This is a genomic window from Neglectibacter caecimuris, from assembly GCF_034335015.1.
Lineage (GTDB): Bacteria > Bacillota > Clostridia > Oscillospirales > Acutalibacteraceae > Acutalibacter > Acutalibacter caecimuris_A.
The window spans coordinates 76,632-94,834 of sequence record NZ_JAWXXK010000004.1 but is presented as its reverse complement, the minus strand read 5'-3'; the positions used below and the strand labels follow the sequence as shown (position 1 = coordinate 94,834).

Sequence of the window (18,203 nt, the reverse complement as noted above, 5' to 3'; positions counted from 1 at the left end):
TTAGACGCGGAGGTTTCCTTCGCCACAGGTGATGATTTTCTGCAAAAAGCGGGGATCCCGTCCGCTGTGGAAGAAGCTGATCCGGCTTCTCAGGCGGCGGATGCTTTCGAGGCTCCCTCAGAAACGGAAAGTCCTGCCCTGGTGGCTCGCTCCACAAAGACTGGCGCGCCCGACCAGATCTCCTTTGATATCTGGGCCGAGCCGGAAGCAATCGCTGAAGAAGAGGAAAGTCCCTCCGAGCCGGAGCCTACAGAACAGCTGGGATTTTCTGATCTTTCCGCTTCCTCCGCAAATGAGGAAACAGCAGCAGAAGCCCTTTCTTCAGAAGCGCCCGAAGAGCCGGAAGCCGAATCGGAGCTTCCCTTTGATACCGCTTTTGACGCGGTAGATTCTTACTCCCCTCAGGAGCAGGAAGTTTCTCAGGGCATGTTTGGCGTTCCCTTAAAAACCGATGTGGATCTATCCGATCTTTGGGGACGGCAAAGCTCAAATACCGCGGATACGGAAAACACAGCTTCCAAAGAACCTGACCCTGTGGAAGAAGCCGCTCCGCGCAAGCTCATCGAGATCGAAGATATCCGTGTGGACTTTGGCGACGACGAATCATAAAGAAAGAATCGTAAAAAACAGAGAAAACATCATTATTTCGTGACAGAAAGGAGGAGGATCATGGCTGCGAAAAAGCGTAAAAAGGTTGATAAGCGGCTGATTGCCGTAAGCATTTCCACCGTGGTCATCGCGCTTTTGATCATTGGGCTGTGGCTGTTCCTCCAATATCGAAACGACAGCAAATTCGTAGAGGTCATTCCCGTTTCTCAGGTAGCAGATTCCTATTGGGGGGACCAAAGCTCTTCCTCCGGCCAGATCATTAGTGATTACATTCAGGAGCTGTATCCCGCTTCCGATAAAATTATCAGCGAGATCTTTGTACAGGAGGGACAGGAGGTTCATATCGGAGACCCGCTTCTGCAATACGATAAGACCCAACTGGAGCTGGACGTGGAGCTGAAGGAGGTCGCCGTCAAGCAGGCTGATTTAAACGTGACAAACGCGCAAAAGCAGCTGAAGAAGCTGCAAAACACGAAGCCTTCTTCTACACCGCGCCCCACTACGCGTCCTTCTTCCCGGCCGACCACACGGCCTTCCGCCAAACCCTCCAGCTCCCCTACCCCCACACCGGTACCTCCGGCTGACGTAACGCTTTACAGCCAGCTTGACCTGAATTCCGTTCCCTATGAGGGCAGCGGCACTTCGGAAGATCCTTATATCTTTCTCTGTACCAAGGATTGTGTGATGACGCCCGAATTTTTACGGTGGCTGCTGGGAGACCCGGGGATTCAGCCCGAACCCTCCTCCACTCCCGATGGGGATCTTGACGGAGACGGAGATACCGGGGAAACCGATCCTCCGGAGGACGGAGAAGAACCTACTCCCGCCCCGACGCAAAAACCCTCCAGCCAGCTTGTTTCTCCCTTTGCCGCTGTTTTTGAGGTGCGCGATGGGAATTCCAATTACGGGCAGTTGATTTCCGCCTTTAAGCTGGACGGCACACAGCTTTCCGCAAACTTCCAGCTTGCGAACACCATTCCCGGCTATAACACGATCGATTCTATCGGGACCATATTCGGCGCTACTCCTAAGCCCAATGCGGATAACTACAACGATATGGGCTATACCTCCGCTGAACTGAGCCAGCTGATTACCGAGAAGAAACAGGAGATCCAAAACCTGCAGCATGTGAAAAAGCAGGCGCAGCTGGATCTGAAGCGGGCAAATCTTCAGTTGAAAAATTCCACCGTTCTCAGCACGGTAGACGGTGTTGTTCGCTCTCTTCTTGACCTGGAAACCGCCACTGCCGAGGGGAAGCCCTTTCTGGTGGTTTCCGGCGACAGCACGTATTATGTTTCCGGCGCGCTTTCGGAAAATGTACTGGGCATCGTGCAGGTGGGAGACCAAGTCACTGTAATGGATTATATGACCGGGAACAGCTACGCCGCTGAGATCGTCAGCATTGCGGATTATCCGCTGGAAGCAGATTCCGGCCTGTACTATTACGGTTCCGGCAACCCCAACAGCTCCACCTATGAGTTTACCGCCGTGCTGGAGCAGGGCGATGGGCTGATAAACGGACAAAATGTGGATATCACTTTGAACATTCAGGAGGAAAGCAGCGCGGACGCGCTCTATATTCAAAATGCTTATATCCGGGAGGACGCCGCCGGCTCTTACGTGATGAAGGCCGGGATTGACAACCGTTTGCTCAAGCAATATGTGCAGACAGGGCGCTCTCTTTACGGCTATGCTTTGGAGATCAAATCCGGCTTGACCATTGACGACTATATCGCGTTCCCCTATGGGCCCGATGTGGAAGAGGGCGTTAAGGTTCGGCTGCAGGGCTCTGAGGACGGGCCGATCACAGACGGCGCCTCTTCGATCCCTTCACTGGATATGGGCGATACACCCGACACGGCAATCCCTGTGGGAGGGGAGCTTTCCTCTGCCCCATCTCCTGAGGACGGCGAAGATGTTTCCAACGCCTCTTCCTACGAGCCTGACTCAGATGAGTTTCCTGTTGACGACGCGTATCCTATTCCCGAAAGCGAGGAGGGTGTAGAATGATTGAAAATATCCGCCTTTCCTTTCAGGGGATCTGGTCTCACAAAATGAGGTCTTTCCTTACAATGCTGGGAATTATTATCGGCATCGCCTCCATTATCTCCATCATTTCCACCATCAAGGGAACCAACGAGCAGATCAAGCAAAACCTGATCGGCGCGGGAAATAATGTGGTGCGCATTCAGCTGTACCGGCAGGATTATGATTATGCCTACGATATCGGAAACGAAGGAATTCCGGAGGGGATCCCGCAGGTCACCGATGATGTACAGGAATCCATAGAAGCTCTTCCAAACGTAGAGGCCGCCGCTGCTTATAACAGGCGCACCAGCTACAACAATTCCTTTTATTTCGGCAGCACCGAGCTTTCCGGCTGCGAGGTCTACGGGATCGATGCCTCTTATTTTCCCACCTGCGGCTATACCGTAAAACGCGGCAGATCCTTTGTTCCCCGGGATTTTCGGGATTTCCGGGCTGTGGCGGTAATTGACAGCAATACGGCAAAAACGCTGTTTCAGGGAGAGGAGCCCATCGGCCAGGCCATTGAATACAATTCCATCGCTTTGGTGATCGTAGGCGTAGTGGAGCCGGATCTTTCCTTTGAGCCCGTGATCAATTCCATTGAAGATTATTATACATACATGCAGAATTCCTCTTCCGGGAAGGTATTTATTCCCAACAGCATCTGGCCTTCGCTGTTTGCCTATGACGAGCCCCAGGAGGTAGCTGTGCGGGCCTCCAACACGGAAGCCATGTCTGCCGTGGGAAAAAGCGTGACCGAGCTTCTGAACACTCAGTGCACCAATGAAAATATCGTTTACAAGGCTGAGGACGTATTGGAGCGGGCAAAGGAATTGCAAGATCTGAGCAACGCCACCAATCAGCAGTTGATCTGGATCGCCATGATCTCTCTGCTGGTAGGCGGTATCGGCGTGATGAACATCATGCTGGTTTCCGTAACGGAACGCACCAGAGAAATTGGCCTGAAGAAAGCCATCGGCGCGAAAAAGAGCCGTATCCTGTGGCAGTTTTTGACAGAGGCCGCCGTTCTCACAAGCCTGGGCGGAATTCTGGGCGTGGGCGCTGGAATCGGCTTGGCGGAGCTGATCTCCAACCTGACCAAAACCCCGGTGGCCATCAGCATTCCCTTCATCTTCCTAGCGGTGCTCTTCTCTATGGCGATCGGCATTCTCTTCGGCCTGCTGCCCTCCATTAAAGCGGCCAACCTGAACCCCATTGACGCACTGCGCCATGAATGATTTTGCTCTTTATTCCGATTCTTTCGTATTCTTGGTATCTGTGCTGCGGGAAAGGTTGGTTCTCTATGCTGGATCGGTCGATCCCCTTTTACAACATCATATTGAAATGCTCTGCGTATAAACCCTTTGCGATCACTCTTCCAAAGGGTTTCCTTTTCAAGCATTTTGAGCCGGGTGATGAAATAGCCTGGGCTGCGCTGGAGCATGAGATCGGCGATTTTTCTTCCCCGGAGGAAGCGCTTGCGTATTTTCAGAAAGCCTACGGCGCTTCTCCCGAGGAGCTGCGCCGCAGGGCCGTTGTGCTGGCAAACGATACCGGAACCAAGGGCTTCTGCATTGCCTGGCGGGATTTTCATCAGGGCGTTCCCGTTGCCTCCCTTCACTGGCTGGTGGTCTCCCCCGCCTGGGAAGGAAAAGGGCTGGGGCGCGCTTTGGTACAAAAAACGCTGGAGCTTTATGAGAAGCTAGGGGAATTCCCCGTCTATCTCCACACTCAGCCCTGGAGCTATCGCGCCTTGATGCTTTATCTTCACCTGGGCTTCCGGCTACAAAAGGAAGATACCTTTTCCGCCTATGAAAATCAGTACTGGGAAGCAGTCGGCGCCCTGGAGGAGATTTTATCCCCGGAGCGTTTTCAAGAGCTTTTGGAGGCTTCTGAATGAAAGGCCTTTTTACAGATCTTAACAGCTTGGTCCTTTATGAAACCGGAGGCGCGCGTGATGAATGATCTGCTTCAAAACATTGCCTTGCTTCACACAACGGAGCTGGGCGCGGAACGTATCAGACGAAACCTGGAGCTTTCCACAGAAGATATTGTTTCCTGGTGCGCCGAACAGATCCTGCAAAAGGACGCAAAGCTGGAAAGGATTGGAAAAAACTGGTATATTACCGTAGAGCGTTGCAGGATCACAGTAAACGCCCACAGCTATACGATCATTACCGCCCATAAGCTTTAGAACTTGCAGCTTCTCACCTGACAGGGATAACCACGCTCCCAAAGGCTATAAAGAGTGCGCTGGCAGTGCTTTTGTCCTTGCCGGGCACCGGTACAAGCTCTTAGAGTCCGTTTTCAGATAGAGAAAGGAGATCGGAATCAGTGAAAAGGCTTCGTCTCATTGCCTGTGACCTGGACCGCACCTTACTGCGGGAGGACAAAACCCTTTCCCCCTATACCCTCTCTGTTTTAGAGCGCTGCCGGGCTTTGGGGATTCTTTTCGTTCCCGCCACAGCCAGGCCGCCCCGAACGCTGGAGGGTCTGATCCCGAGCCTTACTTATGACGGCGCGCTGTGCCACAACGGCGGGGTGGCGCTGTTCGGAGGAAAAATCATGTGGGAGCAGGGGATCGCGTCGGATTTGGCCGCAAGGCTGCTCCTGCAATTTCAGGAAGAGTTTCCGGGCACCACCATTTCCGCTGAAATGGGCGGCGAGCTGTATGCGAATTTCCCCGCTGAAACTATTTGGAAGGACATTGCCTACCACCGCTCTGATTTTTCCAATTTGCCGGGCTGCCCTGCGGAAAAGCTGATCCTTGGACTGACTGCTCCGGAACAGGTTCAGCGGGTGGAAGCACTTTTACCTCCGGAATTATATGCTCAAGTGGCGGAAAACACGATCCTCACCATCCAGCCGAGGGGAGTGAATAAGGGCGCGGGTCTTTTTGCCCTCTGTGAAAAGCTTTCCATTTCCCCGGAGGAAACCGTCAGCTTTGGAGACGATTGGAACGATATCCCCCTGCTTCAGACAAGCGGCACCGGCGTTGCGGTGGAAAACGCCCTGCCGGAGGTGAAGGCCATTGCAAATGAGGTCTGCGCAAGCAATGAAGCAGACGGCCCCGCCCATTGGCTGGAGGAGCGGCTTTTTCCCGGTGAGTGAAAAATCTTTTGGAAAGTGCATGGCTTTTTACTTCTAAAATTATAGTTTAGCGGCGAGGCACCGCGGCCGCTCGTGTCCCTACTTGGTGCGGGAGTTTGGTTTCCGACCCGACCGAAAGTAAATCGACAAATTATAGTTTATCACCCTTAGGCTCCCCTTGCGCGAGTAAGGGGTGCTGGTCTCCGGTGGAGACCGTTCAGCACTGGCCGGAGCGAAGCGGAGAAAGCTGTCAGCCGAAGGCTGGCTGAGGGGATTAAAACTGGCGGTTTTATCCCACCTTCTGCGTGTGACTATCCCTTCCACCGTTCTCGCCTGTCGGCTCGGTTGCTGTGCCCCGGTGGGGCACGTCCAGCAACGACCGAGTTGACAAACGAGAATGGGTCAGAGCGGTTGCTGTGCCCCAGTGGGGCACGTTCAGCAATGTCTGAAGCGACAGCTGAGTTCTCCACTGGAGACCTTCCCCCCACCGGGACGCGCTCACCGTTCGGCGGTCCCCGCAGACTGCGAAGCAGTCTGTTTCCCCTCTATAAATAAGGAGAGGCAAAGGGCTGCTAAATTATAGTTTAGCACATACTCTTGGCTCCCCTAAAAGGGGTGCTGGTCTCCGGTGGAGACCGTTCAGCACCGACCGGAGCGAAGCGGAGAAAGCTGTCACGGCAAAGCGGTGACTGAGGGGTTCTGCCCGGGTAGCTGGTAAAACACAGGATTCATGCGAATTTTCACTGAGCTCCCCCCCTCCGACGGCCTTACGGCCGCCACCTCCCCTTTCAGGGGTGAGCGCGTCCCGGTGGGACGCTGGTGCGAACCGTTCTCAGCTGTCGCTTCGGTCGTTGCTGGGCGTGCCCCACCGGGGCACAGCAACCGAGCCGATAGGCGAGAAAGGCAAGGGTTTTGCTATTCGTTAGCCCTACAAATTCCAATTTACCGAACAGTCCCCTTCTCTGTCATTCTGAGGAACACAGAAAACTATAGCTTTCTTGACGAAGAATCTCGACCTTAATTCCAGAGCAAAAGGACAAAGGACGAGATTCTTCACTTCGTTCAGAATGACAGGTGGGAAGCCTTTTCCCTTTCTAGTAACTAACGACTAACACGCCAAATTACAATTTACCGAACAGTTCCCCACTGTCATTCTGAGGAACACAGAAAACTATAGCTTTCTTGACGAAGAATCTCGACCTTAATTCCAGAGCAAAAGGACAAAGGACGAGATTCTTCACTTCGTTCAGAATGACAAGGGGAAGCCTTTTCCCTTTCTAGTAACTAACGACTAACACGCCAAATTCCAATTTACCGAACAGTTCCCCACTGTCATTCTGAGGAACATAGTGACGAAGAATCTCGACCTTTATTCCGGGAAAAGGGCAAAGGACGAGATTCTTCACTTCGTTCAGAATGACAGAAGGGAAACAGGAGAATAACCGCCAAATTCCAATTTATCAGCTTACTTATGGTCGGGTCAGAAACTGTTCTTTCGCACTTAGCAGTTTCACGAGTGCCTGCGGCGGCTCGCCGCGCCCTTAAATTGCTCATTCCTCATTGCCAATTTCTAATTGTCTTGCGCTTTGCCATTCTCCGGAAACAGCAGGCCTGCTTTTCCGTTTTTCATGATCAGCTGCCAGCCTTTGCCTTCTGAGATCAGGCTGACGGGCTCGCCCTTTGTGAGCTCCAGTTGTACGTTTGTGGCGTCGCTGACGCGCAGACCCTTTTCATCTTCATAGAAAAACTCGTTGGGAACGTCCAGAATTGCGCCGTTCTTTTTGGCGCGACAGCGGGAAACAGACTCTCCCCGCTTCAGAAGCTCCACAAAATTTTCCGGCCAGGTGACCGCTACGCCCGGCTTTGCCTTCTGGGAGCAGGGGGCCGGTATTGGGGGATAGGGATCAGCGCTGAGGCTTTGCCACTTCCCCGTTTCGTTATCCAGAATCACGCCGTTCAGCTGACCGAAGCTCTTCAGCGTGTTTCCGCCGTCTATGGAAAGAACGTTGCAGGCTTCCTGATAAAGGGGCTCGTTGCTCAGGCAGTCTGTTCGGAAATTGGCCACGGGCCAGTGCCCTACCAGCAGCAGCTTTTGGAAGGAATGGGTTACGACCTCATAGAAGCGGGGCACTGCCAGCACGTATTCCAGCTCCTGGCTTTCCAGCTCTTCGTCAGAAAGCCCGGCATGGGCAAAAAGGAATTTATCCGTTTCCAAAACATGGGGCAGGCCTCGCAGAAAATTCAGTTCCCGGAAAAAGGCCTGCTCCGCCCGCTCTCGAAGCGCGTGAGTTTCCGCTGCGGTTTTCGGAAAAGGCAGCCCCAGCTCCATCGCCATTTCTCCCAGCACAGTGCGTTCCCGGAAATGAGAAGCGTGCTGCAAAAGCTCCTCATCGTAGCCCTCCAGGGTAAAAAGCTCGTTATTCCCCATGAGGATAAACACGTTTTTCTCCCTGGAAAGCTCCATGGCAAAACGGACGGTATCAAGATTCTGGGTGCCCTTTTGCACAAGATCACCCAGGAGCACAAGCGAATCCTCACCAGGCTGGTACTGGAGTTTTTCCAGCAGCTCCTGAAAAAGCTTCAATCCGCCGTGAATATCGCTGACCACCAAAATTCTTTTTGTAGGAATGGAAGCCCGCACCACGCGGACAGGGTGTTCAAATTTCATTTTACCGCCTCTTTTCAAGCTCACTGTTTTCCGGTTCCGTGGCAGCGGGGACATTTGATTTGGCCGTTGCTGCACTTGTAGCATTTTTCCTTTACGGTTTCCCGCTTGACGCCTCCGCCGAAATTGGGAGATTCCACAACCTTTTCCTTGTAGCCCTTTCCATCGCAATTTCCGCAGGAAACAGTTTTTTCTCCGTGACATTTCGTGCACTTGATCTCAGTTTTATTTCCCTTCCAGGCAGAATCATCATCGTCATTTCCGCTTCCGCCGCCTGAACCGTTCTCGTCTTCACTCCGCCGCTGTATGGTTTGCGTTGTACGGTCGCCGTTATCCACGTATTCCAGGCCTTCGCCGTAAGTGACATGAAATTCCGTGTCCGGCGTATAATAGGCCCACAGGTAGACGGAAACCGCTTTCTGCTTTCGCACGTCAAACGAGCTGACACTGCCTGTGCCGGTGAAATCGAATACCCAGCAAGCCTTCATTTCGGACTCTCCCTGCTCAGAGTCCCGCAGAGAGAAGCCGCGCAACACCAAAAGCTGCACATACTCAGAAAGCAGTTCAAAGTCAGAGGCGGAAAGGGAATAGCTGTTTAGCGAATACCCATTGTAATCGTGGCCCTTCAAATACCGTGTCGCGCCGCCGCTATAGGCTTCGGGATCCGGCAGAGCCAGCTCCGAAGCAAGGGGCGGCTCAGAGCTTTCCGGTTTCCCTTCCCGATCGGAGGAAGCCTGATAGCTGTCGGGCCTGGGAAACAGTCTCTTCCCTATTGCCTCCTCCGGTGGCGATGACCGCCACCACCAGAAGGACCGCGGCCACACAGCAGCAAAGCAGAAGAAGCTTTTTCTTTGAGCCAGGCAGCCGCCTCAACGGCTTGGAGGAGCCGCTTTGCTTCAATTTCTTCCCGCAATGTTGGCAGAACTGCGCATTGTCATCGATCTGTTTCCCACAAAATTTGCAGTACATAAGCCCTCATCTTTCCCATACAATTTCCCCAAGCCGCATTTTCCGTAGCATAACTATTGTTATTTTACCACAAAACGAAAACAAGAGCAACAAAAGTCTACTTTCTGCTTTACCGCCTTGCCTCGGTAAAGGTAAGGCAAATCCCGCACAATTCTGTGTTCCGGACAGCCATGCTGTAAGGTGACGCGCAGAAAAGGCCCCGCAGATTTCTGCGGGGCCCTTCGGTATACCTTTTTGTGAAAAACAGCTTAGATCTCAGCGAAGTACTTGATGGTGCGGACCATCTGGCTGGTGTAGCTGTTCTCGTTGTCGTACCAGGAAACCACCTGAACCTCATACAGGTCGTCGGCGATCTTGGCGACCATGGTCTGGGTTGCGTCAAACAGAGAGCCATAGGTCATGCCGATAACGTCGGAGGAAACAATGGGATCCTCGTTGTAGCCATAGGAAGCGGAGGAAGCAGCCTTCATGGCGGCGTTGATGCCTTCCTTGGTAACGTTGCTGCCCTTGACCACAGCGGTCAGAATGGTGGTGGAGCCGGTGGGTACCGGTACACGCTGGGCGGAGCCGATCAGCTTGCCGTTCAGCTCGGGGATCACCAGACCGATGGCCTTGGCGGCGCCGGTGGAGTTGGGAACGATGTTGGCGGCGCCGGCGCGGGCACGACGGAGATCACCCTTGCGATGGGGGCCGTCCAGGATCATCTGGTCGCCGGTGTAGGCGTGAATGGTGCTCATGATGCCGCTCTGAATGGGGGCATAGTCGTTCAGGGCCTTGGCCATGGGAGCCAGGCAGTTGGTGGTGCAGGAAGCGGCGGAAATGATGGTGTCATCCTTCGTCAGGGTGTTTTCATTTACACTGAACACGATGGTGGGAAGATCGTTGCCCGCGGGAGCGGAAATGACGACCTTCTTCGCGCCGGCGTCGATATGAGCCTGGCTCTTTTCCTTGGAACAGTAGAAGCCCGTGCACTCCAGCACAACGTCTACGCCGATCTGGCCCCAGGGCAGATCCTTTGCGTCCTTTTCCGCATAGATCTTGAGGGTTTTGCCGTCCACGGTAATGGTGCCGGCCTCGTCGTCGGCGGAAACGGAATGAAGCCCCTCGCCGATCCTGCCGCAGTAACCGCCCTGGGCGGTATCATACTTCAGCAGATGAGCAAGCATGGAGGGCTTGGTCAGATCGTTGATAGCCACGATCTCATAGCCCTCTGCACCGAACATCTGACGGAAGGCCAGGCGGCCGATACGGCCAAAACCATTGATTGCAACTTTTACGGACATTGGGAAAACCTCCTAAAAATGTGATAAGAGCATTTTGATATTCTTATTTTACTGTATTTTTCTGGAATTTACAAGGCCCTGACAGAAAAATATCACTTTTTTCTGCCGGGGCCTTTCACAGCACTGCTTAATTGAGATTTTTTATCAGTTCGGCCGGAAGCGCCGGGAGGCCGAACGGCGGGCAGGGGGCTCTTCTCCCCCCTCCTTGGGCGCGGTGGTTTTGCGAATACTGTATTTTCGAAATGTCATTAGGAACACCAGCAAAAACAGGGAAACACCCAGGCTGGAAAGCTGGATCATCGCAGGGATCTCCCCGGAATAGCTTTTGCCCAGCAGCAGCAAAGCCAAGTTTGAAAAAGCATAGGTCACGGTAAGCACTACCGCGAAGATGCCGGCTACAAATACCCGCTTCGCGGCAGATTCCTCTTCCACCCCGGCAAAAAGCTTACACAGGTAGAAAAGTGAAAGCAGCACGCTGGCGCCGCCTGCCACAGCGAAGAAATTCTCCACAAAGGAAGAGGACTTCGCATAGAACATGTATACCAAAATCAGATAGGCAATGCCCCAAAGCACCGCTACCAAATAGAGCAAAGGAGCTTTTTCCAAAGCATTTTTTCCCTGAAAGAAGCCTACCGAAACAAAAAGCTGCACTATGCCAAACAGGAAGCAGGTTACCAAAAAGGCCACATGGATCACGCCACGCTCGGCGGAATCGTAAGCGGAAGCGCCGGTTTGCAGATATCCGATATAATCCACTGTTTGCAGCAGTGCGGAAACAATGAGCGCCGCGCCGGAAAGCACAGCCGTGATCCCCAGCATATTATTTTTCCGGGGCACGTAAGGCCCGAAATACCGCCGGGACTGAAAGCACATGGCCGCCGCCAGCAGAGAGGTGAACAGTACAAAGATCAAGCTGCACCAAGCCATGACCCCGCCATCGGTATAAAAGCCCGTTTCATAATCGAAATAGTAGAGCATTTGAATCACGCGCAGGAGCACACCGCCGCCAAAGCCCACACAGGTCACCTTCAGCGCGTTGCCCACATTCATAAAAGACAGTTCTTTCCGGTTCTTTTCCATGATCTTGCCTTTCTCTGAGTTTCCAACATTTGAGATCCAGCATTCAGTATAGCACAGTTACAAGGGATTTCCAAGAAAAAACAAAAAATTTCCCTTCCCTTTGACTGAAACGGGCTGATCATCTCTGATCCAGGGGGACATATCCCTGGGCTACCGGCAGGGCCCGGTAAGCCGGGCGCATAATCCGCCCGCCGGTGGTCAGCTCCTCGATCCGGTGGGCACACCAGCCGGCAATGCGGGACACGGCAAACATGGGCGTGAAAAGGTCCTCCGGGATCCCCAGCATTTCATAGACCAGGCCGGAATAGAAATCCACATTGGCGCTGATGACCTTTTGATTTCCGGTAACCCGCTGATAGGCGGCCGGAGAAAGCTTTTCCACCAGCTCGTAAAGCGCCAGCTTTTTTTCAAAGCCCTTTTTCGCCGCCAGCTCCCCCGCCTTTCTCTTCAAGATCACGGCGCGGGGATCGGAAAGCGTATAGATGGCGTGGCCCACACCATAGATCAGGCCGCTGCCGTCCGCCGCCTCTCCCCGAAGGATCTTTTCCAGATAATCGGTGACTTCTCCTTCGTCCTGCCAATCCTTCACGTTCTCCATGATATCGTCCATCATCATACGCACCTTGTGGTTGGCGCCGCCGTGCTTATAGCCCTTCAGAGAGCCGATAGCCGCGCCGATGGCAGAATAGATATCCGTACCAGCGGAGGTCAGCACCCTGGTGGTAAAGGTGGAATTGTTGCCGCCGCCGTGCTCCGCGTGAAGCACCATGCACAGGTCTAGGAGCCTTGCCTCTTCCTGAGTGAACTCCTTGTCCGGGCGCAGAGCGTTCAGGATTGCCTCTGCCGTACACTGCCCCGGCTCATAGGGGTGAAAAAACATGGTCTCATGATCATAATAACGTCGCTTTGCCTGATAGGCATAAGACATGATGGAGGGCAGCCGGGCAATGAGAGAAATACTTTGCCGCATATTGTTTTCCAGAGACAAGTCTTCCGGATCGTCGTCATATGAATATAAGGTAAGCACCGATCTGGAAAGCTTGTTCATCAGATTCTGAGAGGGCGTTTTCAAAATAGTGTCCTCCAGAAAATATTCCGGTAGCTCCCTGTTATCGTACAAAAGCCCGCACATGCGGTCAAACTGGCGGCGATCGGGCAGCTTGCCGAAGATCAGCAGCCAGGCCACCTCCTCAAAGCCGAAGCGGCCCTCCTGCTCACTGCCCTCCACAAGCTTTTCAATATCGATGCCCCGGTAGGTAAGGCGGCCCTTATCCGGTACCTTATCGCCATCGTCGATCAGATAGCCGTGCACATTGCACACATGGGTCAGCCCCGCCATGACGCCTGTGCCGTCGGGGTTTCGCAGGCCGCGCTTGACCCGGTTCGATTCATATTCCTCTTTGGTGATCCTGTTGTTCTGCCGGTACTCCTCGCAGAGCTCCTGGATCGTGGTGCTGGTTTCGCTTTCGCTGTTCAGCCTTTGCACACGCACCGCTCCTTTCCCGTAAAGCTATTGTCTGATTGTACAGCGGCAAGCGCCGGAAGTCAACTGATAAGAATTATAAAAGGCAAAGAAATTCATTTTTCGGCGTTTTTATACTAAATCCGCCTGAAAAATCCAAGTTTTTGAAAGATTAGCTGAAAAAATATGTAAAAGGAGATTGGATCGTTATGCGGACACAAAAAAAGAAAAGCGGACTGAAGCAGGTGATTTTTGTCTTTTTTATCATCTACGCCGCCATCACCCTGCTGCCCGCGGGAGTGTACGCGCTGGGTAAAATAAAAAGCGTAAAAGCTTCTTCCCCCGATCAAGCGGCAGCCTCCCCCGCCCCGGAGGTAAGCTCTTCCGTTTCCGAACCGAAGCTTCCCGGATTTCTGGACCAGGGCGTTCCCGGACAAGGCAAAACTCCTGAAGAGCTTTCGGAGAAGGACGTTTTTTCCCTGTACGACCATGCCACCGGGAAGACCCTTTCTGTTCCGGCCTCCAGGCTGATCCCCGCCGCCATTGCCTGTGAAATGGATCTTTCCGCCCCCAAGGAGGCGTTGAAGGCCCAGGCGGTGGCCTGCTATACCCTGTTTTCCCGGAAACGGGCGGCCGGAGAGCTGATAGAATGCGACAGCAGCCGCTGGCAGGTATGGGCTTCGGAGGAGGCCATGCAAACCCGCTGGGGAGAGGACTATGAAAGCAATCTGGGCGTTTTGAAGGAAGCCGCGGCCGAAGTGGCCGGAGAGCTTCTGCAATGGGAGGAGCAGCCTATTTTGGCAGCCTATTTTGCCATCTCCTCCGGCAGCACCGAAACCTCTGAAAACGTGTGGGGCGGCAGCCTGCCCTATCTTCAGGCGGTGGCCAGCCCGGGAGATCAGCTCAGCAGCGGCTACCGCAGTACGGTTTCCCTGACTTTTCAGGAATTCAGGGACGCCGCTTCCGCCTATTTTACGGAAGAACCCCCCGTGTTTTCCGGGCCGGAAAACAGCTGGCTGACGGAGGTCACCTACACGCCTTCCGGCTATGTAAGCTCCGCCGTTTTAGGGGGAAAGCCAGTAACCGGCACAGAGCTGCGGGGCGCTTTCTCACTGCGAAGCGCCTGTTTTCAGGTAGAACAAACGGAGGAGGGCTTCCGCTTTACGGTACGGGGCTGGGGGCATGGCGTGGGCATGAGCCAGGCCGGAGCCATCTTTCTGGCAAAGCGGGGCGAAAGCTACCGGGACATTCTTTCCTATTACTATCCTGGAACCAGCCTCATCTCTCAGGAGGCAGATGTACCTGAAGCTGAGGATACGGAATGACGATCCCTTCCCGGTCAAATGCCTCCTTTACCGCTTCCTGCATGGCATAGTAAAGATTCCAGTACTCCTCCTGCCGGCACCAGAGCTTTGCCACCAGGGTAACGGAGCTGTCCTTCAGCTCCCCTACCGCAATAATGGGGACAGGCTCTTTTAAGACCCGCGGGTCCTGAAGAGCGGTTTCTGCCAGTACCTCCTTGGCCTGCCGCAGATCCGCCCGGTAGGAGACCGCATAGCTCAAGTCCAGCCTGCGGGTGCCGTTGCTGGTATAATTTACCACCACGCCGCCGGTGATCTGCGAATTCGGCACGATCACCTCTTTGTTGTCGAAGGTAGAAAGAACGGTATACAGGATCTCAATGCGCTTGACGGTCCCCTCATAATTTCCGAAGGCCAGGTAATCTCCCATTTTGAAGGGCTTTGTGAAAATGATCTGCATACCGCTGACCAGGTTGGAAAGGCTGCCCTGCAGTGCAAAGCTGGCGGTGAGGCCCGCCGCGCCCAGCGCCGCGATCAGGGAAGTGATATTCACCCCCAGCTGCGCTATGGCGCTGATAAAAGCCACCACCAGCACAAGGGCTTTGACAAGGGAACCTGTGAAGCTTATTACCAAGGGCTCCAGCTTCCCTTTTCCCATTGCCTTTTTTACCAGCCGGGAGACAAGCTTCGCCAGAAACCAGCCAGCAAAAAAAATCACCGCTGCCAGCAGCAGGTTTCCGGCAAAGCCGCCAAGCCAGCGCAAAACAGAATCCAATACTTCCTTCCAGGACATTTTCATACTTTTCCCCGCTTTTTTATCAAGCTTTTTCTTGTTCCAGTATAACCGCTTTCTCCGAAAAAGTCATGAAAAAAATGTTTTTTCCCGAAAAAGATAAATTTTTCAAGGATATTTTGCCCTTTTACCTTTGCAAGCACAAAAAATATTGCTATAATAAAGCAGAAAGCTCGACCCTGCCCTTCTCTAACAACTAACGACTAAACTCTCGGAGGCCTTCATGGATATTACAACAGCCACAAGCGCCATGCGCTCCAGCCTGCTGACGCGGGACGTATACGCCGTCTGCTTTCCGGAACGGGACGATTTGGAAAGCCTGCACGGGGAGCTTGCCGCGGCCCGAAAAAAGTTCTTCACCCGTGGCAAAAAGGCTGTAAGGGCGGGAAAGAACGAAGTGATCAAGGGCTTTGACGGAAAGCTTTCCGGAAAGCTTCGCCGCCATGGCCTCTATTGGAAAAAAACCGCCGGAAAAATCATTTTGGAAGAAGCCTTTGACCAGCGAAACGGCTACGCGGTGGTTCGCCGGGACTTTCGGGGGATCATTCAAAGCCGGATCTATTTTGATAAAAACCATTTGTGGATCAAATCGGAATATTACGATCCCTGGGACACTGCCGCGGCCCAGGTAATTTTTAAGCCCAGCGATTCCTTTGACGTGGTGGAGCGCTTTGACCGGGAAACAGAGCATCGGCGGTATCGTTCTACAGAGCTGCACCCTCTGCCCTACCTTTCCGGTACGGCGGAGCAGAGCATTTTAAACGCCAGGTTTGGCGAGCCGGGCCTGATCGTTTCCACGGCGGAGGGAGAATTCTGCTACTGCGCAAAAAAGGAAGCCCAGGCCAGAAAGCGGGCTTTGGAGGAGATCAAGGACGGCACCATTGTTCTGATGCCCGCCTGGGAGGTAAAGGATGGTTCTCTTGCCGGAGAAGCCGGTGAGGAGGAAACCGCCCTTACCTTTACGAGCCTGGAGGAATACGCCAAGGTAGAGCCGGGGCAGGAAACGGAACAGAAGTCGCCTGCTCTGCCGGGCCCCGCTCTTTCCTCTGACAGCGAGGAGTTCACCACGGTTCCCGAGGTAGAGGAGCAAAAAGCGCCGGAGAGCTCCCGGGAAGAACGGATCCTGGCGGCCGCCAGAAAAGCGGCAGGGCTTCCGGAAGCGCCTCAGGAGCAGCCGGCTTCTCAGGAAAACGCGGTTGAACCGGAAAGCGGCCGCGCCTCCGGCGGCGCATATTACGGGACAGTGCAAAACGGAAAGCTCACAGTGGCGGAACAGGCCGGGCAAAAAACCGGAGCAGCGGTCTATCACGGCGAATACCAAAACGGAAAGCGGGAGGGCTTCGGCTCTCACTATTACAAGGACGGCAGCCTTTGCTATGCCGGATTCTGGAAGGAGGACAAGCGGGATGGCCTGGGCGTTTCCTTCCGGGAGGGAGACCATGCCCTGCACATCGCAAAATGGGAAAACGGGAAGCCGGGCAATTTGGTCTCTCTGTTTGACAAGGACGGAAACCTTCGCTACGGCGGCTATATGACAGATGGGAAAAAACAGGGTGCCGGCGTTTCCTTCCCCCAGCCGGACGGCACTATTTTTGTGGGGAAATGGGAAAACGGCGAATTTACCGGGCTGGGCTCTTCCTTCGACAAAGAGGGAAATCTTGTTTACTACGGCGCCTGGAAAAACGGCATGCGAAACGGACATGGCACGGAATTTGACAGCAGCGGCGGGATCGTATTTGACGGGGAATGGCAGGACGGAAAATATTACAACGGCATTTTGTACCAGAAGCGAAAAGAAACCACAGAGGAGCTTCCTTTTCCGGAGGAATCCTGACGCTTTTGTTCCGTTATTTTTCTCTACAGAAAAGGGCCTCTGATCGAGGCCCTTTTCACAAAAAGAAAGCGTTTTACTTCAGCATCTTTTCCACATCGCCAATGAGATTTCCCACCGTGTGGATGGCTTTTCCGGCGTTACGCTTCATGACCCGCGCCTTTTTCCGGCCTCCTGACATGGCCTTAGTCCCGATGGCCGCCACCGTTACGCCTGCCAAAACACCCATGCCGATGCCTTTTGCCACGTTCATCACCTGCTTTGCCATTGCACAAAACCTCCATAATACTAAGATATATCTGAGCAGTCTGAGAGCTGCCTTCCCTTCCATGATGCCCTTCTCCTCCTTTTTTATGCGAAAATCCAAGGAAACGCCAATCACCAAAAAAACCGACCCATGTCCTTTGGCCCTTTCTAAACAACTAACTACTAACATCTAACAACTATTCTCCGAAAGGTGTGTTCCTTTTGCCAAATCTAAACATTGTTCTGGTAGAGCCGGAAATCCCGCAAAACACGGGGAACATTGCCCGCACCTGCGCCGTTACCGGAGCGCGGCTTCATCTTGTGGGCCCCATGGGCTTTATCCCGGAGGATAAAAAGCTGCGCCACGCAGGGCTGGATTACTGGAGCTTTCTCACACTTTTTACTTATGATAGCTTGTCCGAGTTTTTTGAAAAAAATACCGGCGCTTTTTACTTTTTTACCACCAAGGCCGAAAAGCGCTATACCGATATTTCCTATCCAGACAACTGCTACCTGTTTTTCGGGAAGGAATCCGCCGGGCTGCCGGAGAGGCTTTTGTTTGAGCACCCGGAAAGCTGTGTGCGTATCCCCATGCTGGACGGCATGAGAAGCCTGAACCTTTCCAATTCTGTGGCCATCGGCGTTTTTGAAGCGCTGCGCCAATGGGATTTTCCCACCCTATCCTGTAAGGGAGAGCTGCGGGACTTTGACTGGGCGGCGGCAAAGCAGAAAAAGCCCTATTCTGAATTTCTTTGAGCTTTTGGAGCACCAATTTTCTTTTTTTCATACTTTCTTAAAATTTTCTGCCTATACTTCTTATCAGGATCGCATTTGACTATTTCAGCG

General features: G+C 53.4%; 15 protein-coding genes and 1 pseudogene. 8 read left to right on the top strand and 8 right to left on the bottom strand.

Features of this window, described 5'->3' with window-relative positions:
* The first annotated feature begins 669 nt into the window (after positions 1-669).
* From U8T64_RS06735 to U8T64_RS06715, 5 genes are all read left to right on the top strand, one after another.
* Complete coding sequence (locus U8T64_RS06735) at positions 670-2,619, top strand: biotin/lipoyl-binding protein (RefSeq protein ID WP_322182216.1); 1,950 nt, start codon at positions 670-672, stop codon at positions 2,617-2,619.
* Positions 2,616-3,875 (top strand): ABC transporter permease, encoded by a 1,260-nt coding sequence (locus U8T64_RS06730; protein ID WP_322182214.1) that lies wholly within the window; start codon positions 2,616-2,618, stop codon positions 3,873-3,875. Before U8T64_RS06735 ends, U8T64_RS06730 begins: the two co-directional genes overlap by 4 nt.
* 65 nt (positions 3,876-3,940) lie before the next feature.
* The gene (locus U8T64_RS06725) at positions 3,941-4,537 is read left to right on the top strand and encodes a GNAT family N-acetyltransferase (protein WP_322182212.1); all 597 of its coding nucleotides are present in this window, start codon (positions 3,941-3,943) and stop codon (positions 4,535-4,537) included.
* 57 nt (positions 4,538-4,594) lie between these two features.
* A complete protein-coding gene (locus U8T64_RS06720; protein WP_437125997.1) occupies positions 4,595-4,831 on the top strand; it encodes a DUF3781 domain-containing protein in 237 nt (78 codons plus the stop codon).
* A gap of 140 nt (positions 4,832-4,971) precedes the next feature.
* Positions 4,972-5,748 carry an HAD-IIB family hydrolase gene (locus U8T64_RS06715; RefSeq protein WP_322182208.1) on the top strand — a complete coding sequence of 259 codons (777 nt, stop codon included), beginning with the start codon at positions 4,972-4,974 and terminating at the stop codon, positions 5,746-5,748.
* Between the two features lie 1,549 nt (positions 5,749-7,297).
* On the opposite strand, the gene U8T64_RS06710 is transcribed toward U8T64_RS06715, so the two are convergent.
* The 6 genes and pseudogenes from U8T64_RS06710 to U8T64_RS06690 all read right to left on the bottom strand — a co-directional run bounded on the left by U8T64_RS06710 (position 7,298) and on the right by U8T64_RS06690 (position 13,210).
* Complete coding sequence (locus tag U8T64_RS06710) at positions 7,298-8,395, bottom strand: metallophosphoesterase (RefSeq protein ID WP_322182206.1); 1,098 nt, start codon at positions 8,393-8,395, stop codon at positions 7,298-7,300.
* Positions 8,396-8,415: 20 nt separating this feature from the next.
* Complete coding sequence (locus U8T64_RS06705) at positions 8,416-9,216, bottom strand: hypothetical protein (RefSeq protein ID WP_322182204.1); 801 nt, start codon at positions 9,214-9,216, stop codon at positions 8,416-8,418.
* A gap of 79 nt (positions 9,217-9,295) precedes the next feature.
* Positions 9,296-9,361, bottom strand: a pseudogene (locus U8T64_RS13895) (zinc-ribbon domain-containing protein); the annotation flags it as partial.
* Between the two features lie 248 nt (positions 9,362-9,609).
* Positions 9,610-10,644, bottom strand: coding sequence for a type I glyceraldehyde-3-phosphate dehydrogenase (gap, locus tag U8T64_RS06700; RefSeq protein WP_322182203.1), 1,035 nt, complete (start codon positions 10,642-10,644; stop codon positions 9,610-9,612).
* Positions 10,645-10,788: 144 nt separating this feature from the next.
* Entirely contained in the window at positions 10,789-11,724 is a 936-nt protein-coding gene (locus tag U8T64_RS06695) for a hypothetical protein (protein ID WP_322182201.1), read from the bottom strand.
* Positions 11,725-11,842: 118 nt separating this feature from the next.
* A complete protein-coding gene (locus U8T64_RS06690) occupies positions 11,843-13,210 on the bottom strand; it encodes a citrate synthase (protein ID WP_322182199.1) in 1,368 nt (455 codons plus the stop codon).
* Between the two features lie 185 nt (positions 13,211-13,395).
* Here U8T64_RS06690 and U8T64_RS06685 point away from each other — a divergent pair, with 185 nt between their 5' ends.
* Positions 13,396-14,511 carry a SpoIID/LytB domain-containing protein gene (locus tag U8T64_RS06685; protein WP_322182197.1) on the top strand — a complete coding sequence of 372 codons (1,116 nt, stop codon included), beginning with the start codon at positions 13,396-13,398 and terminating at the stop codon, positions 14,509-14,511.
* Here the strand turns inward: U8T64_RS06685 and U8T64_RS06680 are convergent.
* Entirely contained in the window at positions 14,465-15,286 is an 822-nt protein-coding gene (locus U8T64_RS06680) for a mechanosensitive ion channel family protein (RefSeq protein ID WP_322182194.1), read from the bottom strand. The genes U8T64_RS06685 and U8T64_RS06680 overlap by 47 nt on opposite strands.
* Before the next feature lie 217 nt (positions 15,287-15,503).
* Between U8T64_RS06680 and U8T64_RS06675 the strand changes: the two genes are divergently transcribed.
* Positions 15,504-17,114, top strand: a complete 1,611-nt coding sequence (locus U8T64_RS06675; RefSeq protein WP_322182193.1) for an MORN repeat-containing protein — start codon at positions 15,504-15,506, stop codon at positions 17,112-17,114.
* Positions 17,115-17,187: 73 nt separating this feature from the next.
* Here U8T64_RS06675 and U8T64_RS06670 read toward each other — a convergent pair whose 3' ends face one another.
* Entirely contained in the window at positions 17,188-17,379 is a 192-nt protein-coding gene (locus U8T64_RS06670; protein ID WP_322182191.1) for a hypothetical protein, read from the bottom strand.
* 200 nt (positions 17,380-17,579) lie between these two features.
* On the opposite strand from U8T64_RS06670, the gene U8T64_RS06665 reads away from it, so the two are divergent.
* A complete protein-coding gene (locus tag U8T64_RS06665; RefSeq protein ID WP_322182189.1) occupies positions 17,580-18,113 on the top strand; it encodes a tRNA (cytidine(34)-2'-O)-methyltransferase in 534 nt (177 codons plus the stop codon).
* The last annotated feature ends 90 nt before the right edge of the window (positions 18,114-18,203 follow it).

Coding starts and splice junctions, on each gene's coding strand:
- U8T64_RS06735 (WP_322182216.1), top strand. CDS start 670: ATGGCTGCGAAAAAGCGTAAAAAGGTTGATAAGCGGCTGATTGCCGTA.
- U8T64_RS06730 (WP_322182214.1), top strand. CDS start 2,616: ATGATTGAAAATATCCGCCTTTCCTTTCAGGGGATCTGGTCTCACAAA.
- U8T64_RS06725 (WP_322182212.1), top strand. CDS start 3,941: ATGCTGGATCGGTCGATCCCCTTTTACAACATCATATTGAAATGCTCT.
- U8T64_RS06720 (WP_437125997.1), top strand. CDS start 4,595: ATGAATGATCTGCTTCAAAACATTGCCTTGCTTCACACAACGGAGCTG.
- U8T64_RS06710 (WP_322182206.1), bottom strand. CDS start 8,395: ATGAAATTTGAACACCCTGTCCGCGTGGTGCGGGCTTCCATTCCTACA.
- gap (WP_322182203.1), bottom strand. CDS start 10,644: ATGTCCGTAAAAGTTGCAATCAATGGTTTTGGCCGTATCGGCCGCCTG.
- U8T64_RS06695 (WP_322182201.1), bottom strand. CDS start 11,724: ATGGAAAAGAACCGGAAAGAACTGTCTTTTATGAATGTGGGCAACGCG.
- U8T64_RS06685 (WP_322182197.1), top strand. CDS start 13,396: ATGCGGACACAAAAAAAGAAAAGCGGACTGAAGCAGGTGATTTTTGTC.
- U8T64_RS06680 (WP_322182194.1), bottom strand. CDS start 15,286: ATGAAAATGTCCTGGAAGGAAGTATTGGATTCTGTTTTGCGCTGGCTT.
- U8T64_RS06675 (WP_322182193.1), top strand. CDS start 15,504: ATGGATATTACAACAGCCACAAGCGCCATGCGCTCCAGCCTGCTGACG.
- U8T64_RS06670 (WP_322182191.1), bottom strand. CDS start 17,379: ATGGCAAAGCAGGTGATGAACGTGGCAAAAGGCATCGGCATGGGTGTT.